Genomic DNA, 17362 nt, shown 5'->3' with positions numbered 1-17362 from the left:
GTGAACATCCTTGAAACCCTTCCCGTCACGCTGGACGATGTCCTGGAGGCGCAGAAGCTGCTCGACGGGATTATCGCGCGGACCCCGGTGGAATCATCCCGGGCACTGGGGGCGCTGGTCGGCGGTGACGTCTACTTCAAGTGCGAAAACCTCCAGCGGGCGGGATCATTCAAGGTCCGCGGCGCCTACGTGCGGATGGCGCGGCTGTCCCCGGAAGAGAAAAAGCGCGGCGTGGTTGCCGCGTCCGCAGGCAACCACGCCCAGGGCGTCGCTGTAGCTGCCAAGAGCCTGGGCATCAAAGCCCGCATCTACATGCCGCTGGGCGTGGCCCTGCCAAAACTGGCCGCCACCCGTAGCCACGGGGCCGAGGTCATCCTGCACGGGCACAATGTCGACGAGGCGCTCGCCGAAGCCCAGCGGTACAGCAACGAAACCGGAACGGTGTTCGTCCACCCGTTCGACAATGTGGACGTCGTTGCAGGCCAGGGCACGCTGGGACTCGAAATCCTGGAGCAGGTACCCAACGTTGACACCGTGCTGATGGGCGTAGGCGGCGGGGGGCTCCTGGCGGGTGTCGCCGTCGCCATCAAGGCACGGGCCAGGGAACTGGGCCGGGAGATCCGCATCATCGGCGTGCAGGCCGAGAACGCCGCTGCCTACCCGCCGTCACTCGCCGCTGATGCACTCGTCCCGTTGAAGAAGGTGTCTACCATGGCCGACGGCATCGCCGTGGGACGCCCGGGACAGCTTCCCTTCAGCATCATCCGTGAACTGGTGGACGACGTCGTAACGGTCAGCGAAGACTCCCTCGCGCGTGCGCTGATTTTCCTGCTCGAGCGGGCGAAGATGGTGGTGGAGCCTGCCGGTGCTGTGGGAGTGGCCGCCCTCATGGACGGCAAGATCGAGAATCCCGGAACCACGGCCGTGGTCCTTTCAGGCGGCAACATCGACCCCATGCTGATGCTCAAAGTCATCCAGCGTGGCCTCTCCGCCGCAGGGCGTTACATGACCGTCCGCATGATGCTGGACGACCGGCCGGGCTCGCTTGCCACCATCGCCCGCATCATCGCGGAGAACGATGCCAACGTCACCGGGCTGGACCACACCCGGGTGGGCGGGTCAATCAGCATGGGCGACGTCTCCATCACCGTCAACCTCGAAACCAAGGGCCACGAACACTGCGAGCAGGTCCTCAGCGCGCTGCGCGCCGAGGGTTTCCAGCCCATCGTGGTGCACTAGGACAAGCCATGGCCGGACTGATGGGTAACAGAGGGTTCGGGGAGCGGCGGACCATCGCCGCCCGGGCAAAGGGCGGACTGCTGGTGCTTGGCGGCTTTGTGGCACTCCTGTTCGCCATTGAACTGTTCAACGCGCTGATGCTGCGCTCGCTGAACCGGACGTTCGGCCTGCGGCCCCGAAGCGCCGACGGGCTGCTGGACATCTTCACCTTCCCGCTCCTGCATGCCAACCTGAACCACTTGCTGTCCAACAGCCTGCCGCTGATAATTTTCGGCTTCCTGGTCTTTCTGTCCGGACTTCGGGTTTTCCTGACGGCGCTGGCCTTCAGCTGGCTCGGATCCGGGCTGACTGTCTGGCTGATCGGGAACGGCGGCATCACGGTGGGAGCCTCCGGCCTGGTCTTCGGGCTGTTCTCTTTCCTGCTGGTCCGGGGCTTCTTCAACCGCAGTTGGCGGCAGATCCTCCTGGCAGTTGTGCTGTTCATGGGCTACGGCAGCATCCTGCTGGGCGTCCTCCCGCTGGTCTCCGGCTTCGTCTCCTGGCAAGCGCATCTGGGCGGCGCAGCCGGGGGAGTGGTGGCCGCGCTGATCCTGCGGCCCCGCAAAGGTGTAACGGGCATCGGGTCCTGACCGCCGCCCGGAACCTTCCTCCTTAAAGCGAAACGCCGGCAGCCCCCGGTTGGGGGACTGCCGGCGCGCCTGGTGCGTTCGGGACTATGCCGCGTAGGGCTTGGCGGAAAGGATCTCCACTGTGATGTCCTTGCCGTTGGGCGCCGTGTAGCTCAACGTGTCGCCTTCCTTATGCCCCAGGATGGCGGCACCCAGCGGAGACTTCTCGCTGAAAACGTCAAGATCGGAATCACCTGCGATTTCGCGGGAACCGAGCAGGAAGGTTTCTTCGTCACCGGCAATCCTGGCAACCACGATCATGCCGGGCTCCACGATTCCGTCATCTGCCGGAGATTCGCCCACGTGGGCATCCCGAAGCAGGGCCGTCAGCTGGCGGATGCGGGCCTCGATCTTGCCCTGCTCCTCCTTGGCCGCGTGGTAGCCGCCGTTTTCCTTGAGGTCACCCTCTTGCCGGGCTGATTCAATTTTCTGGACGATCTCTGCCCGGCCAGCGCCGGAAAGGTGGTCCAGCTCTGCCTTCAGGCGGTCAAAAGCTTCCTGGGTAAGCCAGGCTGCAGCTGCGCTGTTGGTGGTAGACACGGACTTCTCCTCTAATGGTCCTACATGCAAAAGACCCCGCCACGGTGGCCACTTGTGGAACAGTAACCAGCTCAGCGGGGTAAAGGTATTGCTCCATTGTAGTCAACCCGGTGGAATAAACCCAACAAGGAAGCGGCGCGTATCACATCTTCTGTCCGGCGTCGCCGGGAATCCAGCAGCTGTCCACCACGCCGGATACGGACTGTGACTCGGTTCTGACCGGGACGCGTTGCGAGACTGTCCGACCGCCGTCGGCTGTTCCGTCAGCCTCCGACGGAGGGATGTCCACGACTTTCCACCCCACCACGGCGTACTTCGAATCCAAAGCCTTGACGGCGCACTGCACGGAGGTTCCGGGTTCCCGGGTCACCTGGAAGTCCACCTCGGCCAGCGTGGCGTCCGTGGTGACATAGCCAATGTCCTTGAAGCTCACCTCGGTGAGGGAATTCGAGGTGGAAACCCAGGCCATAAAACCGATCCCCGCAGCCAGCGCCGCGCCCCCAATAGTGCGCTTCATGGCAGGGGAGAGCCGGCGCTTTTTAGCACCATAACGATTGGCTAGGCTAGTGTTCGCGGGCTCGGAATGGGCCGGCTGGTCCGGGGAAGTCACCTGACCAGTTTAGTGCCCCTTCCGGCGGAGCTTTCCCGGCCGGCGGCACAGCAGGCCCTGCCGTCCCCGCCCGTTCAGCAATCGTTCAGCAGCCACAAGCCGCAATGAAGAATAAGGAGCCGTCCTTCGATGACAGCGTCCAGTAACTCCCACGCACCGCTCCGGCTGCTCGCCGTCCACGCCCATCCCGACGACGAATCCAGCAAGGGCGCGGCCACGATGGCCATGTACGCAGCGTCGGGGGTGGAGGTCATGGTGGCCACCTGCACGGACGGCTCACGCGGGGACATTCAGAACCCCGCAGTGGAAGGCGAGCCGCATCCCAAACGGGACATGGCGGGCGCCCGGCGCCTGGAGATGGAGCGGGCCGCCCGGATCCTGGGCATCAAGCAGCGGTGGCTGGGCTTTGTGGATTCGGGCCTGCCGGAAGGCGACCCGCTTCCGCCCCTGCCGGCAGGGTCCTTCGCCACCCTGCCGCTGCATCACGCGGCTGCCCCGCTGGTGCGGCTGGTCCGCTCGTTCAAGCCCCACGTCATCCTCAGCTATGACGAGAACGGCGGCTATCCCCACCCGGACCACATCATGGCGCACCGGGTTGCCGTTGAGGCTTTTGACGCGGCCGGTGACCCGGCACGTTATCCTGACGCGGGTGAGCCGTGGGAACCGGGGAAGCTGTACTACGACAGGGCCTTCAGCCCCGAACGTTTCCGCGCCCTGCACTTCGCCCTTGAGGAAGCGGGCCTCCAGTCCCCTTACGCCGAGCGGCTCGCGGCATGGCTGGAGTCCGACGCCGAGGGCCACACTCCGCCGCCGGCCTCCCATCCCACCACCACCCAGGTGGACTGCGGTGACTTTTTCGAAGTGCGCGACGACGCCCTGCGGGCGCACCGTACGCAGGTGGATCCGCTGGGGTTCTTCTTTGCCGTTTCCCCGGAGATGCAGCGCCGGGCGTGGCCTTGGGAAGATTACTCACTGATCCGGTCGCGGGTGCCGTCCGAGCTCCCCGAGAAGGACCTGTTCGCGGGGCTAAGATAGGAGCGGCAGGCATTTCTATGCCGCGTAGAAGATGTGCCCGGACCCGGGCCGCCGAATGTGCTGCCTGCTGACTCCCGTTCCATAGAAGGTATTAAACGTGCAACGTCTGCTCCTCAGCCTGGCTACCACCCCGTCGCCCCTGCCCACGCCCTCTTTGCGGGAGGGGATCTCCGAGGACCAGGTGACGCCGGGCCTCCTGGGCTTCATCATGACGGCTTTCTTCGTGGTGGCCACGGCCCTGCTGATCGTTGACATGGTGCGCCGCATCCGCCGGGTCCGATACCGGGCCCAGGTGGAGGAGGAGCGCATCGCTGCGGCAGCTGCCGCCGATATTGAAGCGGCCGAGGCCACGGAGGCGGGGTCCGGGGCAACAGGTCCTGCTGCAGGTTCTGGGGGCAACGACTCCTACCAGGGCCCGTCCGACGGCGGCGCGGACGCCGATCCGGGAAACCGCCGGCACTAGGTCTTCCGGGGTCCGTTCCTTGTCCGGCCCTTAAAGGGCGCAGGGCACGTGTCGATTGGCAGCCCTTGCAGCGCTAGCTGAGCACTGCCAGGGCTATGGCTGTGAAATGCGCCGCGAAAGCCACCACGGTCAAGGCATGGAAGAGTTCATGGAAGCCGAAGTGGTGGTAGCTGATGTTGGGCTTTTTCAGGGCGTAGAAGACTGCGCCGGTGATATACAGCACCCCGCCCACGCAGATGAGGACAGCGGCGGGGGCGCTGGCCTGAAAAAACTGCGGGAGGTAGAACAGTGCGCCGCAGCCGAGGGCAATGTAGATCGGAACGTACAGCCAGCGGGGTGCCTGGGTCCAGAGCAGCCGGAACAGCACACCCAGGATCGCCCCGGACCAGATGACCCACAGCAGCAGGACGGCCTGGGGCCGTTCCAGCAGGGTCCAGGCGAGCGGCGTGTAGCTGCCGGCGATAACCAGCATGATGTTGGTGTGGTCCAGCCGCTTGAGCGTCATCTTCACCCGCGGGGACCAGTTGCCACGGTGGTAGACGGCGCTGACACCGAACAGCAGCACTCCAGTGGCCGCGTAGATGGCCGACGAGATTTTGCGGTCAACGGTCGGGGCCAGGAGGACGAGGACAATTCCTGCCGCGAGTGCCAGTGGAGCCGTCACGGTGTGGATCCAGCCGCGCCACTTCGGCTTGGTCATCAGGAGTTCGGCCAGGCGCACGGCTGCGTCGTCCATGGGGGAAGTGCCGGCATCCGTTTCCGCGCTGGCTCCCTCGCTTGGAATACCCTTGGGCTGCGGCGTCCGGGGACCGTCCGGGGTGTCGCTGTTCATGGCTCCAGAATAACTTACGGGCCGGTAAGTTACTGATGGGTAACACGACGCCAGCCGCCAAGGTGGCGAGAAGGACGGCTCCGTCCGTGGCGGACGGTAGCCTAGGATGTGCAAGCCGAACGTACAGCAAGGAAGTCAGGTGAGAGACCGCGTGGAGTTGCCCGGGTTCCTCTACGGCTTTTACGAGCGCCGGCTGCTCAAGGACCTTGCACGCGATCGCATCCCGCGGCATATCGGAGTGATGGTGGACGGCAACCGGCGTTGGGCCAAGCAGTTCAACGCGCCCACCAGCCAGGGCCACCAGGCGGGCGCAGACAAGATTCATGAATTCCTTGGCTGGTGCCAGGAACTCGGGATCAAGGTGGTCACGCTGTACATGCTGTCCACGGACAACATGAACAGGTCAAGTGAAGAGCTCGATCTTCTGATGGGCATCATTGCCAACACCCTGGACCGGCTGGATGAGGACGCCAACATCTCGGTGCACGCCATGGGTGCTCCTGAGCTGCTGCCGGACTATCTTGCGGAGCGGCTCAACAAGCTCACCGCACGCACGCCGGTCCGGGAAAAGATCCATGTCAACGTAGCCGTAGGATACGGTGGACGCCGCGAAATCGTTGACGCGGTGCGGGAGCTGCTGCACGACGCCGTCGCTAAGGGCACGGACATCGGCAAGCTCGCCGACGACCTCTGCGTGGACGATATCTCCCGGTTCCTCTACACCCGGGGCCAGCCGGATCCGGACCTGGTCATCCGCACCTCCGGTGAACAGCGGCTCTCCGGGTTCCTCATGTGGCAGAGCGCCTACAGCGAGTTCTACTTCTGCGAGGCGCTGTGGCCTGCATTCCGCAAAGTCGACTTCCTGCGTGCCCTCCGCGATTACGCAGGCCGGCAGCGCCGCTTCGGCACCTGACCTTTCGCGTTCACCGACAGTTCACAGGGCTGCAACAGGAATCGCCGCGTAATGGTTGCGGAAATTACTTCCGATGGATTTACGTTATATCCATCAGCAGGCAAAACCGCCGGCTGATCGGGGAGGCCAGTACATGGAGCGAGACATCGCACCGGTTGTATGGGAGGCCGGACCCGGCCTCTTGGCCGAGCCGCCTCACCACTAACACATCCGGGCATGCGCCCGGGGCTGGAGTCGATGTGGCTACTTCTGAACAAATGCCCGGGGTCCTGTTCGACCAGGGCGGGAAAGCTACCTCTCGCGCCACGCGAGCCACGTCAGAAACCGGCGCAGCGGAAGATGCTGCGGCCGGTTTTGCTGTTTCCGGAAGGGAAGCCAACATCCACACCTTCGTGATCGACACCTCCGTCCTGCTGTCAGACCCCCGCGCGCTGCTGCGCTTTGCGGAACATGAGGTGATCGTGCCGGTGGTGGTCATCACCGAGCTTGAGGCCAAGCGGCACGACCCCGAACTTGGCTACTTTGCGCGGAAGGCGCTGCGGCTCCTTGATGATCTGCGGGTCAAACACGGTGGCCTGAGCCAGCCGATCCCCATCGGCGACGACGGCGGCACGCTCATGGTGGAACTGAACCACATCTCCGCCGAGGTGCTGCCGCTGGGGTTCCGCAGCGGCGACAACGACTCCCGTATCCTCGCGGTGGCAAAGAACCTCGCGAACGAAGGCCGGGACGTCACCGTGGTGTCCAAGGACCTGCCCATGCGGGTCAAAGCATCGGCCATGGGCCTCACCGCGGACGAATACCGCAACGAGCTGGTGAAGGACTCCGGCTGGACCGGCGTGGCAGAGGTCGAGGCCGGGGAGCAGGAGATTTCCACGCTATACGGCCACGAACCCGTGTTTATCCCGGCGGCAGCGGAACTGCCGGTCAACACCGGCCTGGTGCTGCTGTCCAACCGCGGCTCCGCGCTTGGCCGCGTTGGTCCCGATAAGCAGGTCCGCCTGGTTAAGGGGGACAGGGACGTCTTTGGCCTGCACGGACGGTCCGCGGAACAGCGGCTCGCCATCGACATGCTTATGGACCCCGCCGTCGGCATTGTCTCCATCGGCGGCCGGGCAGGAACCGGCAAGTCAGCGCTGGCTTTGTGCGCCGGCCTGGAAGCGGTTCTCGAGCGCCGCGAGCACCGCAAGGTGATCGTTTTCCGGCCCCTCTACGCCGTGGGCGGCCAGGAACTGGGCTACCTCCCCGGCTCGGAGTCCGAGAAGATGAACCCGTGGGCGCAGGCGGTCTTCGACACCCTCGGGGCACTGGTCAGCCAGGAAGTGGTGGAGGAGGTCATGGATCGCGGCATGCTCGAGGTCATGCCCCTAACGCACATCCGCGGACGCTCCCTCCACGACGCCTTCGTGATCGTTGACGAGGCCCAGTCACTCGAAAAGAACGTCCTGCTGACCGTTATGAGCCGCATCGGCCAGAACTCGAAGATCGTCCTGACCCACGACGTCGCCCAGCGCGACAACCTCCGGGTCGGACGTCACGACGGAATTGCCGCCGTCGTCGAAACCCTGAAAGGACACCCCCTCTTCGGCCACATCACCCTGACCCGCTCCGAACGGTCACCAATCGCAGCCCTGGTCACCGAATTGCTCGAAGGCTAAGCCGTCCTGAGCGAGGGGCCGTGGCCGGGTTCGCCGGGCCACGGCCCTACCTGATGTTGAGGAACTTTGCCGCTGCCTCGTGGCCTTCTACCTGTAAACCCCAGTCGGGGCGTTTGAATGTCTCCGGGGTGAGGCGGACGTGCTGGACTGTTTCGACCTTGGTGCCCCAGGCGTTCCTGGTGGTGCCGTTTAGGTCGTAGCCGAGGGCGCGGGAGACGCCGAGGGAAGCTTCGTTCCAAGTGGCTGCTTCGGACTCGGCTACCTCTGCACCCAGCCAATCGAAGGCGTAGAGGGCGACGGCGGCGCGCATCTCCTTGCCCAGGCCGCGGCCCTGGACGGACAGCTTGAGCCAGGAGCCTGTGGTGACGGTCTTGAGCGCGGCGAAGTCTTTGGCGCCGACGTCCTGGCAGCCGATGAAGGCACCCTCATGCCAGATGCCCAGGAGCAGGGTCCAGGATTCGGGGGAGCATTCCGCCCGGCAGCGCCAGTACCAGCGGGCCATGTTGGGCGCCAGTTCATCTGCCGGAAGCTCTGTCCACGGAGTGCTGAATGGGCTCCTGCCGGCCTCGTGGATGCCGCCCTGCGCTGCTGCAACGGCCGCAGGAATGTCCTGGTCCTGGATGGGGCGCAGTTCCAGCCGCGGGGTGGCCAGCCTCAGGCCGAAAAGTGGCCAAACGTCGCTCAGTGATGTCATCAGCGAAGCCTAGCCGATGCGCTCTGCTGCGGCGTGTCACAGTCAGGCTGGGACATCCCAGGTAATGTGCTGCCGGACGTCGGTGAGGCTCATTGACTGGGCCAGGAAGAGGTCGTCCAGCATGTACTCGTCCACGGCGATGATGCTCAGCCAGTGACCGTATTCCTCTGTCCCGGATTCCAGGGACTGGCTCGCCACGCACACGCCCGTGGCCAGGTCCAACCGGATCCGGGATCTGCCGGGAAGGCACAGCGGCGCTGCCCTATGGGCGGGATGGTACGCGGCTGTGGGGACCACAACTGCTTCAAGGACTGGGCGTCCTTCGTGCTCCTGCTGCCGGACTTCCCCTACTTCCACTGCGTTGCTGCCGGGAAACTCAAGAGGCACAGGGGCGTTCCCGGCCAGTTCCACCGGGTCCAGGGCTGCGGAGAACCGCCCGTTGCCGAAACCCGGCTCGCCATAGGCTGCTTCCGGCCGCCGGCGCACCAAGCCGTGCTCGTCGTACACGGGCGTCACCAGGTGCGGCGGCAGAAGCCAGGACTTCCGGGTGGCACTGACATAGAGCCCGTCCCGCGAATCGTTGATTCCGGTGGTGCTGTGCAGGACAAGTCCGTCCGCGGTTTCCAGACGGAGTGCGCCCGGACGGCGAAGCCAAGCCCGCATCAGGGGCGCCGCCGGACTGGGGGCATCAGCGAAGGGCTCATCCCAATACTCAAAGCGAAGGGACTGCCATTTCCAGGGCGAGGACCTGCAGAGATTCCGGAAGAAACCAGGGTGCGCGGAGGCTGAAGCGCTGTCCGGATCCATCCGGTGCCGGGAGTCCCACGTCGCCATATCCACAGTTTACGCGCGGGCGGTGCGGCGGCGGGCGGAAATCCAGTAGCATCCGAGGGTGATCCAACGACTGGGCGAACTCTGGCAGCACACGCCGCTGGCCTTCTGGCTGGTGCTTGCCGCCTGCGCCTACTTCGCGGTGATGGCCGTCCGGCTCACGGTGATCGACGTCCGGCACCACCTCCTGCCCAACCGGATCGTCTTCCCGTCCTATGCGGTGGCCGGTGTCCTGCTCCTCGCGGCAGCAGCCTTTGCCGGTGCGGGCGCAGGCCAAGGCGGTGCCAGTCCCGTCGCCGCAGGAGTCATGGCTGTGCCGGCGCTCCGCGTTGTGGCCGGTGCCGCCATCCTGTGGCTTTTCTACTTCATCCTGCGGTTTGCGTATCCGCCCGGCATGGGTTTCGGGGATGTGAAACTAGCTGGAGTACTGGGGATGTACCTCGGCTACCTCGGCTGGGTACACCTGTTTGCCGGTACTTTCCTGGCTTTCCTCCTCGGCGGGCTGTGGTCCATTGCGCTCCTGGCGGCACGCAGGGGAACGCTGAAATCGTCCATCCCCTTCGGACCGTTTATGCTCGCCGGTGCAGCCGCGGCCATGTTGCTGCCGGCATGACCCCGTGGCGTGAACCCTAAACTTCTCCTGCCTAACGGGTAGGGATGCCTGGCTGTTCGGTAGGCTGGCGGGATGCCTGCGCCTGACTACATCCTGAAACTCCGCAAGAAAATCGGCAACGATCCGCTGTGGGTCCCTGGCGTCCGCGGCGTGGTGCTGGATGATTCCGGGCGCGTCCTGCTCGCGCAGCGGGCCGACAACAATCACTGGGCACTGGTCAGCGGAATACTTGAGCCGGGGGAGCAGCCCGCCCGAGGCCTGGTGCGGGAGATCTTCGAGGAAACGGCCGTCGTGGCGGAACCGGAACGCGTTGTCTCTGTCGGGGCGGTGGGTCACCTACCCCAACGGCGACGTGTGCGAGTTCCTGGACGTGGTGTTCCTCTGCCGCTACGTCTCCGGGACGGCCCGCGTGAATGACGACGAATCCCTCGCGGTGGGCTGGTTCGGCATCGATGAGCTCCCTGAGCTGATGCCCGGACACCTCACCAGCATCCACCGCGCCCTGGCTCCGGCCGACGCCGCGCACTTCGAGCCCTGAAACCCTGCACCAAGCAAGCTGCAAACAGTAAGCGCAGGGGCGCCGCAACCCCCAAGATTGCGGCGCCCCTGCCGGCCTGGCCGCCAGCCCTGCGGAATGCGGGCCGGCAGTACGGCGGCGGTCAGTTGCGCTGGGAAACCAGCTCGCCGTCGTCGTCCTTGACATTGTCCGGCAGCCCTGCGGCCTCCGACGTTGACGCCGGCAGACCGGCGGCCAGGCGCTCGGCCTCCTCACCGCCCACGGCTTCGCCGCGGGCCACCATTCCGGCCGTGTCCGACAAGGGGATCTGCTTCAGCGTGACGGCGAGGATCAAGGCAACCGCGATGAATGGAATCAGGTACCAGAAGACCGGGGCGAGCGACTCGGCGTAGGCGTTGACGATCGCGTCACGCAGCTGCTCCGGAAGCCGGCTCAGCGCCTGCGGGTCCAGGGTGCTGGTGGACTGGGCAGCCTGGTCCGCCGACGCACCCGCACCGGTGAAGGCGCTTGTGAGGGACTCCGAGAGGCGGTTGGTGAAGATGGCACCGAAGACTGCAACGCCCATTGCGGCGCCCACCTCGCGGAAGTAGTTGTTGGTGCTGGTGGCGGTGCCGATCTGGTCCGCGGGGACGGAGTTCTGCACCACAAGGACCACTACCTGCATGATCAGCCCCAGCCCGGCCCCGAAGATGAACAGCTGCACGCAGATCACCCAGATGGGCGTACTGGCAGCGAGGGTAGTCATCCACAGCATCGCAGCCATGGTGAAGGCCGCTCCCAGGATGGGATACAGCTTGTACTTGCCGGTCTTGGAGATCCGGATGCCCGAGTAAATCGAGGTGCCCATCAGTCCCGCCATCATCGGCAGCATCAGCAGGCCGGACTCGGCCGCTGAGGTGCCGGAAGACATCTGCAGGAACGTGGGGACGAAAGCAATCGCAGAGAACATGCCCAAACCAAGGGTGAAGCCGATGGCCGTTGCGTTGACAAAGATCCGGTTGCGGAACAGGCTCAGCGGGATGATGGGATCCTCGGCGCGGCGCTCCACCATAACGAAGGCTGCGGCGGACAGGACCATGCCGGCACCAAACGCCCAGGTGAGCGGTGAATCCCAGCCCTCGTCCTTCTTTGCGCCAAAGTCGGTGAAAAAGATGAGGCAGGTGGTGGCTGCGGACAGCAGCACCACACCCAGGATGTCGATCCGCTTTTCAGCCTTCTTGTTCGGCAGTGTCAGCGTGAACCAGGCGATGGCGAAGGCTGCGATGCCAATGGGGATATTGATGTAAAAGGCCCATTCCCACGTCAGGTGGTCCACGAAGAATCCACCCAGCAGGGGGCCGGCCACAGCAGAAAGGCCGAAAATGGCACCCAGCGGCCCCATGTACTTGCCGCGGTCCTTGGCCGGCACGATGTCGGCAATGATGGCCTGTGACAGGATCATCAGGCCGCCGCCGCCCAGGCCCTGGATGGCCCGGAAGATCACGAAGCCCCAGAAATCCGTGGCAAGGGCACAGCCCACCGAGGCGAGCGTGAACAACGCGATGGCTATAAGGAACAGGTTCCGCCGGCCCAAGACGTCACCGAACTTTCCGTAAATGGGCATCACAATGGTGGTGGCGAGCAGGTACGCGGTGGTAATCCAGGCCTGGTGTTCCACGCCGCCGAGCTTGCCCACGATGGTGGGCATGGCCGTGGAGACAATGGTCTGGTCCAGGCTCGAGAGCAGCATGCCGGCGATGAGCGCCGAAAAGATGATCCAGATGCGTTTTTGGGTGAGCAACAGGGGACCCGCTGCTGTTGTCCTCTTATTGACGGCGGTACTCATGGTTGTCCTTCTGCGGGTACGGGGTCGAAGTTCTGGGAGAACAGGTGGCGGGCAGCGCTGATGTTCTCCAGGAAGAGCTCCTGGTAGGGGCGGGTGTTGCCGTCGGAAAAATAGACCATGCTGCTTTTGCGGGCGATGGTCCCGAGCAGGACCACGGCCATCTGGATGACGGGGTGTTGTGGATCAATGCCTTCGCGGCGGGCCAGGACCCGGGCGAATTCACCCTCGCGCTCCTCGGTGGCACCGATGATCCTCAGCATGAGCTGTGGTTCCTTCTTGATGACGCCGATCAGCTGGCGGGTTTCCTCTTCGGAGGCAGCCATGTTTTCGGACAGCTTCAGCGAAAGCCCGATCAGGTCCTGGAGAAGGGTGGGGGAGATATGGCCGGGCGGGGATGCTTCGCCGCCGGCAACAAAGTCCTCGATGACATCAGCGGGAATGTCGTCATCCGCATGGCCAAGGATGGCGTCTTCCTTGGTTGGGAAGTAATTGAAAAACGTGCGGCGGGAAATTCCTGCCTGCTCGCAGACCTCGTCCACGGTATAGCCGTTCAGCCCCCGCTCGGCGGTCAGCCTTCGGGCGATGGCGGTAAGGGCTGCGCGGGTAGCGGCACGCTTTCGTTCCCGAAGCCCACCTTGAGATACTGCACTATCAGTCACATAGTAAAGGTTTGCACTTCAGGTTGTTAAGTGCAACTTTCAGGCGCGTGGAGTGACAGAACGACGGCGGCCGCCCACCTTCGCCGGGAAGGTGAGCGGCCGCCGTACGTAGTTTGTAAATGTGTCAGGCCTTGTGGGCCGGGGCCGTCATGGTGGTGACGTCCAGGGCCTTATCAAGATCGGCTTCGGAGACTTTCCCTTCGCCGTCACCGACGAAGCCGAGCTTCTCGGTGGCCTGGCGGACGGTGAGCCCTTCGGCCACAGCCGTCTTGGCGATCTTGGCTGCGTTCTCGTAGCCGATGTACTTGTTCAGCGGAGTCACGATGGACGGGGAGGCCTCGGCCAGGAAGCGGGCACGCTCCACGTTCGCGGTGATGCCGTCGATCATCTTGTCCGCCATCACGCGGCTGGTGTTGGCCAAAAGGCGGACCGATTCCAGCAGGTTGGCTGCCATGACGGGGATGCCCACGTTCAGTTCAAACGCGCCGTTGGTTCCGGACCAGGCGATGGCGGTGTCGTTGCCGATAACCTGTGCGGCCACCATGATGGACGCCTCGCAGATGACCGGGTTGACCTTGCCGGGCATAATCGAGGAGCCCGGCTGCAGGTCCGGAATGGCGATTTCGCCCAGGCCGGTGTTGGGGCCTGAACCCATCCAGCGGAGGTCGTTGTTGATCTTCATGAACGAGATGGCGATGTTGCGCAGCTGGCTGGACGCCTCGATGAGGCCGTCGCGGTTTGCCTGCGCCTCGAAGTGGTTGCGGGCCTCGGTCAGGGGCAGCCCGGTGTCCGTGGCCAGCAGTTCGATGACCCGCTCCGGGAAACCGGCCGGGGTGTTGATGCCGGTGCCCACAGCCGTTCCGCCCAGGGGAACCTCGGCAACGCGGGGGAGGGAGGCGTTGATCCGCTCGATGCCGTAGCGCACCTGGGCCGCGTAGCCGCCAAATTCCTGGCCAAGCGTCACGGGCGTGGCATCCATGAGGTGGGTGCGGCCGGACTTGACCACGTCCTTGAACTCCACGGCCTTGCGCTCCAGGGACTCCGCCAGGTAGCCGAGAGCCGGGATGAGGTCGTTGATCAGGGCGGACGTTGCGGCAACGTGCACGGACGTCGGGAAGACGTCGTTGGAGGACTGCGAGGCGTTGACGTGGTCGTTCGGGTGGACCACCTTGTCGCTGCCGGCGGCCTTCAGGGCACGGGTGGCAAGCTCGGCGATGACCTCGTTGGTGTTCATGTTCGAGGAGGTGCCGGAGCCGGTCTGGAAGACGTCGATGGGGAAATCGCCGTCGTATTTCCCGGTGGCCACCTCATCAGCAGCGTCTGCGATGGCCTTGGCAAGCTCGCCGTCGAGCACACCCAGTTCAGCGTTGGCCTGGGCAGCAGCCTTCTTGACCCGGGCCAGCGCCTCAATGTGCGCGCGTTCCAGGGTCTTGCCGGAAATAGGGAAATTCTCCACTGCCCGCTGCGTCTGCGCGCGGTACAGTGCGTTCACGGGGACGCGGACTTCGCCCATCGTGTCATGTTCAATGCGGAACTCTTCAGTGGAAGTCATGGGGCTAGCTTAGGGCGATCCGGCATCCCATCGAAAACCGTGAAGAGCATGCTACGGGTGGTTTTTGGCACCCGTCCTAGAGTTCGCCGATCCCGGAAACAACGTTGGCGCGGCCCTCGGCCAGGCTGTACGAGAGGCCGATAACGGCGGTGCGTCCGCTTTCAATTGCGTCCGAAATCACACGCGAGCTGTCCGCCAGCCGCTGGGACGTCTGCTTGACGTGCTCCACCACCATGTCGTTGACCTCGTGCTTGTCCTGGCGGATTGAGGTCAGCACCGACGGGGTGATGCGCTCCACCAGGTCGCGGATGAAGCCCTGGGGCATCTCGCCGGTGTCCACGGCGGCCTTGGTGGCGCTCACGGCACCGCAGCTGTCGTGCCCCAGAATGGCGATCAGCGGGACCCCGAGCACGCTCACGCTGTACTCCAGCGAACCGAGGACGGCGTCGTCAATGACCTGGCCGGCGGTGCGGACCACAAAAACGTCACCCAGTCCGACGTCGAAGATGATTTCCGCCGCGAGCCGTGAATCCGAGCAGCCGAAGATTACGGCGAACGGGTGCTGGTTCTCCACCAGCGAGGACCGGCGCGAGGAGTCCTGGTTCGGGTGGGAGGACTGGCCGGCGACGAAGCGTTCGTTGCCTTCGCGCATCCGGCGCCAGGCAAGGGCAGGAGTCAGATAGGTAGTCACCCTGCTTACTTTAGGGGGCGGTGGTGGCCGCAGGTGAAACTGTGACGGCAGGATTGCTGTCCAGTGATTTCACCACGGCGTCTGCCAGGGTGCCGAACTCGTCCAGCGGGGCGGCGCCGGTGAGGATGACAGTGGTGCCGCGGTATTCCAGCACCATGGATTTCTCACCCTTGCCGGTATCGCGGAGCTCCCATTCCCGGCCGCCCGCGTTGCGGGACCCGGTAACAGGAGCATTTTTCGTTTGCTGAAGCAGCCAGGTGGGGTTGGCCGTACGGGTCTGGACCAATCCAATGAAGGACTCCTTCGGCGTTATATAGCCGACCTCCCATGCGGGAACGCCGCTTCCCGTGCCCCCTTCCCACCTGGCGTAGTTGGGCCGGAAGGAGTTGCCGGTGTCCGGCGCTACCGGCGTGAATCCTGCCACGTCCGTTGCATTGCGGGCAGCGGCACTGACATCAATATTGGGGCGGTAGCCGTCGCTCTTGGGGGTGGGGTTCATCAGGACGATCGGCAGGAACGCAGCGATGCTCACCACCAGGGCAATGATCATGCCGATCACCGAGGCGTTGGCCCGTTTGGCCGCCGCCGCCGGAATAACAGGCTTAACCGGGTCCTGCCCTCCGGCCGCGCTGGATCCGCTGTTGCTTCCGGATCCTGCTGGTTCGGGGGAGGGGCTGGTCTTTTCCTGCATGTCATTCACCCCTCTATAGTCGCCCATGCCGGTGCGCAACTCACACTCGGTCCGCCAGGGCGGCGTCCTTCTGCAGTCCTTGCCTTCGGGCTACATTGCGGGGCCGCGTCATCCCGCAGCCGGAACCCGGTGCCGCGACTATGATCGATATCAGAGGAATCACCGCGCGGCTGTTCCGGCTGGGCGGGTTCAATGATCGCCACTCGAAGAAGAGGTTCACGTGTCACCAGCGTCCATGACCCAGAAGTACTCCACGATCTCCCCCTCCCTGGCGGTGGGCAACGATGAGCCGGACCGCAACCTTGCCCTCGAGCTTGTCCGCGTTACCGAAGCGGCAGCAATCGCCGGCGGACACTGGGTAGGCTTCGGCGACAAGAACACGGCCGACGGTGCTGCCGTCGACGCCATGCGCTCCTTCCTTCAGACCGTCCACTTCAACGGCGTCGTGGTCATTGGCGAAGGCGAAAAAGACGAAGCCCCCATGCTTTTCAACGGCGAACGCGTGGGTGATGGCACCGGTCCGGAATGCGATGTGGCAGTGGACCCCATCGACGGAACCAGGCTCACCGCACTTGGCATCAACAACGCCCTGGCCGTCCTGGCGGTGGCCGAGCGCGGTTCGATGTTCGACCCCTCAGCCGTGTTCTATATGGAGAAGCTGGTCACCGGTCCTGAAGCCGCGGACATGGTGGACCTCCGCCTCCCCGTGAAGCAGAACCTGCACCTGATCGCTAAGGCCAAGGGCGTCAAGGTCAACCAGCTCAACGTCATGATCCTGGACCGCGACCGCCACCGCCCGCTGGTGGAGGAAATCCGCGAGGCAGGCGCCCGCACCAAGTTCATCATGGACGGCGACGTTGCCGGCGCCATCGCAGCTGCCCGCTCCGGCACTGGCGTTGACGCCCTGATGGGCATCGGCGGCACCCCCGAGGGCATCGTGGCTGCCTGCGCCATCAAGTCCTTGGGCGGCGTGATCCAGGGCCGGCTGTGGCCCACCAGCGATGAAGAGAAGCAGAAGGCCATCGACGCCGGCCACGACCTGGAACGGGTCCTTTCCACCAACGACCTCGTCTCCAGCGACAACTGCTACTTCGCTGCCACCGGCATCACCGACGGCGACCTGCTCAAGGGCGTCCGCTACTCCAAGGACAAGGTCCTGACCCAGTCCATCGTGATGCGTTCCAAGTCCGGCACCATCCGCTTTGTTGACGGCGAGCACCAGGCCAGCAAGTGGGAAGGCTACGCCCGCAAGAGCTGATCCACAGCCACGCAGGCCATACGGAGCCCCGGAGCGCGCCCAGCGCCTTCCGGGGCTTTGGCGTTAATGCGTT

The 17362-nt window shown here is 64.6% G+C and carries 18 protein-coding genes and 1 pseudogene; 9 read left to right on the top strand and 10 right to left on the bottom strand.

The features are described from left to right. Together ilvA and M1D32_RS13660 are read left to right on the top strand one after the other, a co-directional pair. Positions 1–1239, top strand: coding sequence for a threonine ammonia-lyase (ilvA, locus tag M1D32_RS13665; protein ID WP_256246820.1), 1239 nt, complete (start codon positions 1–3; stop codon positions 1237–1239). A gap of 8 nt (positions 1240–1247) precedes the next feature. Further along, on the top strand, positions 1248–1868 hold the full coding sequence (locus M1D32_RS13660; protein ID WP_458779187.1) for a rhomboid family intramembrane serine protease: 621 nt from the start codon (positions 1248–1250) through the stop codon (positions 1866–1868). A gap of 84 nt (positions 1869–1952) precedes the next feature. Here M1D32_RS13660 and greA read toward each other — a convergent pair whose 3' ends face one another. Both greA and M1D32_RS13650 read right to left on the bottom strand, forming a co-directional pair. Further along, a complete protein-coding gene (greA, locus tag M1D32_RS13655) occupies positions 1953–2447 on the bottom strand; it encodes a transcription elongation factor GreA (protein WP_458779186.1) in 495 nt (164 codons plus the stop codon). A gap of 142 nt (positions 2448–2589) precedes the next feature. Further along, a complete protein-coding gene (locus M1D32_RS13650) occupies positions 2590–2964 on the bottom strand; it encodes a DUF4307 domain-containing protein (RefSeq protein ID WP_458779185.1) in 375 nt (124 codons plus the stop codon). 222 nt (positions 2965–3186) lie between these two features. Here M1D32_RS13650 and mca point away from each other — a divergent pair, with 222 nt between their 5' ends. Beyond that, on the top strand, positions 3187–4092 hold the full coding sequence (gene mca, locus M1D32_RS13645) for a mycothiol conjugate amidase Mca (RefSeq protein ID WP_458779184.1): 906 nt from the start codon (positions 3187–3189) through the stop codon (positions 4090–4092). 97 nt (positions 4093–4189) lie between these two features. Beyond that, entirely contained in the window at positions 4190–4555 is a 366-nt protein-coding gene (locus M1D32_RS13640) for a hypothetical protein (RefSeq protein WP_458779183.1), read from the top strand. A gap of 73 nt (positions 4556–4628) precedes the next feature. Here the strand turns inward: M1D32_RS13640 and trhA are convergent, their stop codons facing one another. After that, positions 4629–5387, bottom strand: coding sequence for a PAQR family membrane homeostasis protein TrhA (trhA, locus tag M1D32_RS13635; RefSeq protein ID WP_458779182.1), 759 nt, complete (start codon positions 5385–5387; stop codon positions 4629–4631). 151 nt (positions 5388–5538) lie between these two features. On the opposite strand from trhA, the gene M1D32_RS13630 reads away from it, so the two are divergent. Together M1D32_RS13630 and M1D32_RS13625 are read left to right on the top strand one after the other, a co-directional pair. Continuing rightward, a complete protein-coding gene (locus M1D32_RS13630) occupies positions 5539–6300 on the top strand; it encodes an isoprenyl transferase (RefSeq protein ID WP_458782192.1) in 762 nt (253 codons plus the stop codon). A 239-nt stretch (positions 6301–6539) separates the two neighbouring features. Continuing rightward, positions 6540–7958, top strand: a complete 1419-nt coding sequence (locus M1D32_RS13625; RefSeq protein WP_458779181.1) for a PhoH family protein — start codon at positions 6540–6542, stop codon at positions 7956–7958. A gap of 46 nt (positions 7959–8004) precedes the next feature. Here the strand turns inward: M1D32_RS13625 and M1D32_RS13620 are convergent, their stop codons facing one another. Together M1D32_RS13620 and M1D32_RS13615 are read right to left on the bottom strand one after the other, a co-directional pair. Continuing rightward, on the bottom strand, positions 8005–8652 hold the full coding sequence (locus M1D32_RS13620; protein ID WP_458779180.1) for a GNAT family N-acetyltransferase: 648 nt from the start codon (positions 8650–8652) through the stop codon (positions 8005–8007). A 42-nt stretch (positions 8653–8694) separates the two neighbouring features. Continuing rightward, positions 8695–9486: a hypothetical protein gene (locus M1D32_RS13615; RefSeq protein WP_458779179.1), complete on the bottom strand. Its 792-nt coding sequence runs from the start codon at positions 9484–9486 to the stop codon at positions 8695–8697. 58 nt (positions 9487–9544) lie between these two features. Here M1D32_RS13615 and M1D32_RS13610 point away from each other — a divergent pair, with 58 nt between their 5' ends. Both M1D32_RS13610 and M1D32_RS13605 read left to right on the top strand, forming a co-directional pair. Then, on the top strand, positions 9545–10096 hold the full coding sequence (locus tag M1D32_RS13610) for a prepilin peptidase (protein WP_458779178.1): 552 nt from the start codon (positions 9545–9547) through the stop codon (positions 10094–10096). A 72-nt stretch (positions 10097–10168) separates the two neighbouring features. Continuing rightward, positions 10169–10634, top strand: a pseudogene (locus tag M1D32_RS13605) (NUDIX hydrolase). A 121-nt stretch (positions 10635–10755) separates the two neighbouring features. Here M1D32_RS13605 and M1D32_RS13600 read toward each other — a convergent pair. The 5 genes from M1D32_RS13600 to M1D32_RS13580 all read right to left on the bottom strand — a co-directional run bounded on the left by M1D32_RS13600 (position 10756) and on the right by M1D32_RS13580 (position 16031). Further along, entirely contained in the window at positions 10756–12438 is a 1683-nt protein-coding gene (locus tag M1D32_RS13600; protein WP_458779177.1) for an MDR family MFS transporter, read from the bottom strand. Next, on the bottom strand, positions 12435–13097 hold the full coding sequence (locus M1D32_RS13595) for a TetR/AcrR family transcriptional regulator (protein ID WP_458779176.1): 663 nt from the start codon (positions 13095–13097) through the stop codon (positions 12435–12437). The genes M1D32_RS13600 and M1D32_RS13595 overlap by 4 nt, the downstream gene beginning before the upstream one ends. Positions 13098–13221: 124 nt before the next feature. Then, a complete protein-coding gene (locus M1D32_RS13590; protein WP_458779175.1) occupies positions 13222–14649 on the bottom strand; it encodes a class II fumarate hydratase in 1428 nt (475 codons plus the stop codon). A gap of 76 nt (positions 14650–14725) precedes the next feature. Next, on the bottom strand, positions 14726–15340 hold the full coding sequence (locus tag M1D32_RS13585; protein WP_458779174.1) for a carbonic anhydrase: 615 nt from the start codon (positions 15338–15340) through the stop codon (positions 14726–14728). 10 nt (positions 15341–15350) lie between these two features. Further along, positions 15351–16031, bottom strand: coding sequence for a DUF4245 domain-containing protein (locus M1D32_RS13580; protein ID WP_458782191.1), 681 nt, complete (start codon positions 16029–16031; stop codon positions 15351–15353). Between the two features lie 235 nt (positions 16032–16266). Between M1D32_RS13580 and glpX the strand changes: the two genes are divergently transcribed. Continuing rightward, positions 16267–17289, top strand: a complete 1023-nt coding sequence (glpX, locus tag M1D32_RS13575; RefSeq protein ID WP_176156781.1) for a class II fructose-bisphosphatase — start codon at positions 16267–16269, stop codon at positions 17287–17289. Positions 17290–17362 lie beyond the last annotated feature (73 nt).

The organism is Arthrobacter sp. D3-16 (assembly GCF_054408515.1).
The sequence above is the reverse complement of the archived record's forward strand: the minus strand, read 5'-3'. Positions and strand labels throughout refer to the sequence as shown.

Coding starts and splice junctions, on each gene's coding strand:
- M1D32_RS13660 (WP_458779187.1), top strand. CDS start 1,248: ATGGCCGGACTGATGGGTAACAGAGGGTTCGGGGAGCGGCGGACCATC.
- M1D32_RS13580 (WP_458782191.1), bottom strand. CDS start 16,031: ATGCAGGAAAAGACCAGCCCCTCCCCCGAACCAGCAGGATCCGGAAGC.
- mca (WP_458779184.1), top strand. CDS start 3,187: ATGACAGCGTCCAGTAACTCCCACGCACCGCTCCGGCTGCTCGCCGTC.
- glpX (WP_176156781.1), top strand. CDS start 16,267: ATGACCCAGAAGTACTCCACGATCTCCCCCTCCCTGGCGGTGGGCAAC.
- M1D32_RS13650 (WP_458779185.1), bottom strand. CDS start 2,964: ATGAAGCGCACTATTGGGGGCGCGGCGCTGGCTGCGGGGATCGGTTTT.
- M1D32_RS13615 (WP_458779179.1), bottom strand. CDS start 9,486: ATGGCGACGTGGGACTCCCGGCACCGGATGGATCCGGACAGCGCTTCA.
- trhA (WP_458779182.1), bottom strand. CDS start 5,387: ATGAACAGCGACACCCCGGACGGTCCCCGGACGCCGCAGCCCAAGGGT.
- M1D32_RS13590 (WP_458779175.1), bottom strand. CDS start 14,649: ATGACTTCCACTGAAGAGTTCCGCATTGAACATGACACGATGGGCGAA.
- M1D32_RS13600 (WP_458779177.1), bottom strand. CDS start 12,438: ATGAGTACCGCCGTCAATAAGAGGACAACAGCAGCGGGTCCCCTGTTG.
- M1D32_RS13620 (WP_458779180.1), bottom strand. CDS start 8,652: ATGACATCACTGAGCGACGTTTGGCCACTTTTCGGCCTGAGGCTGGCC.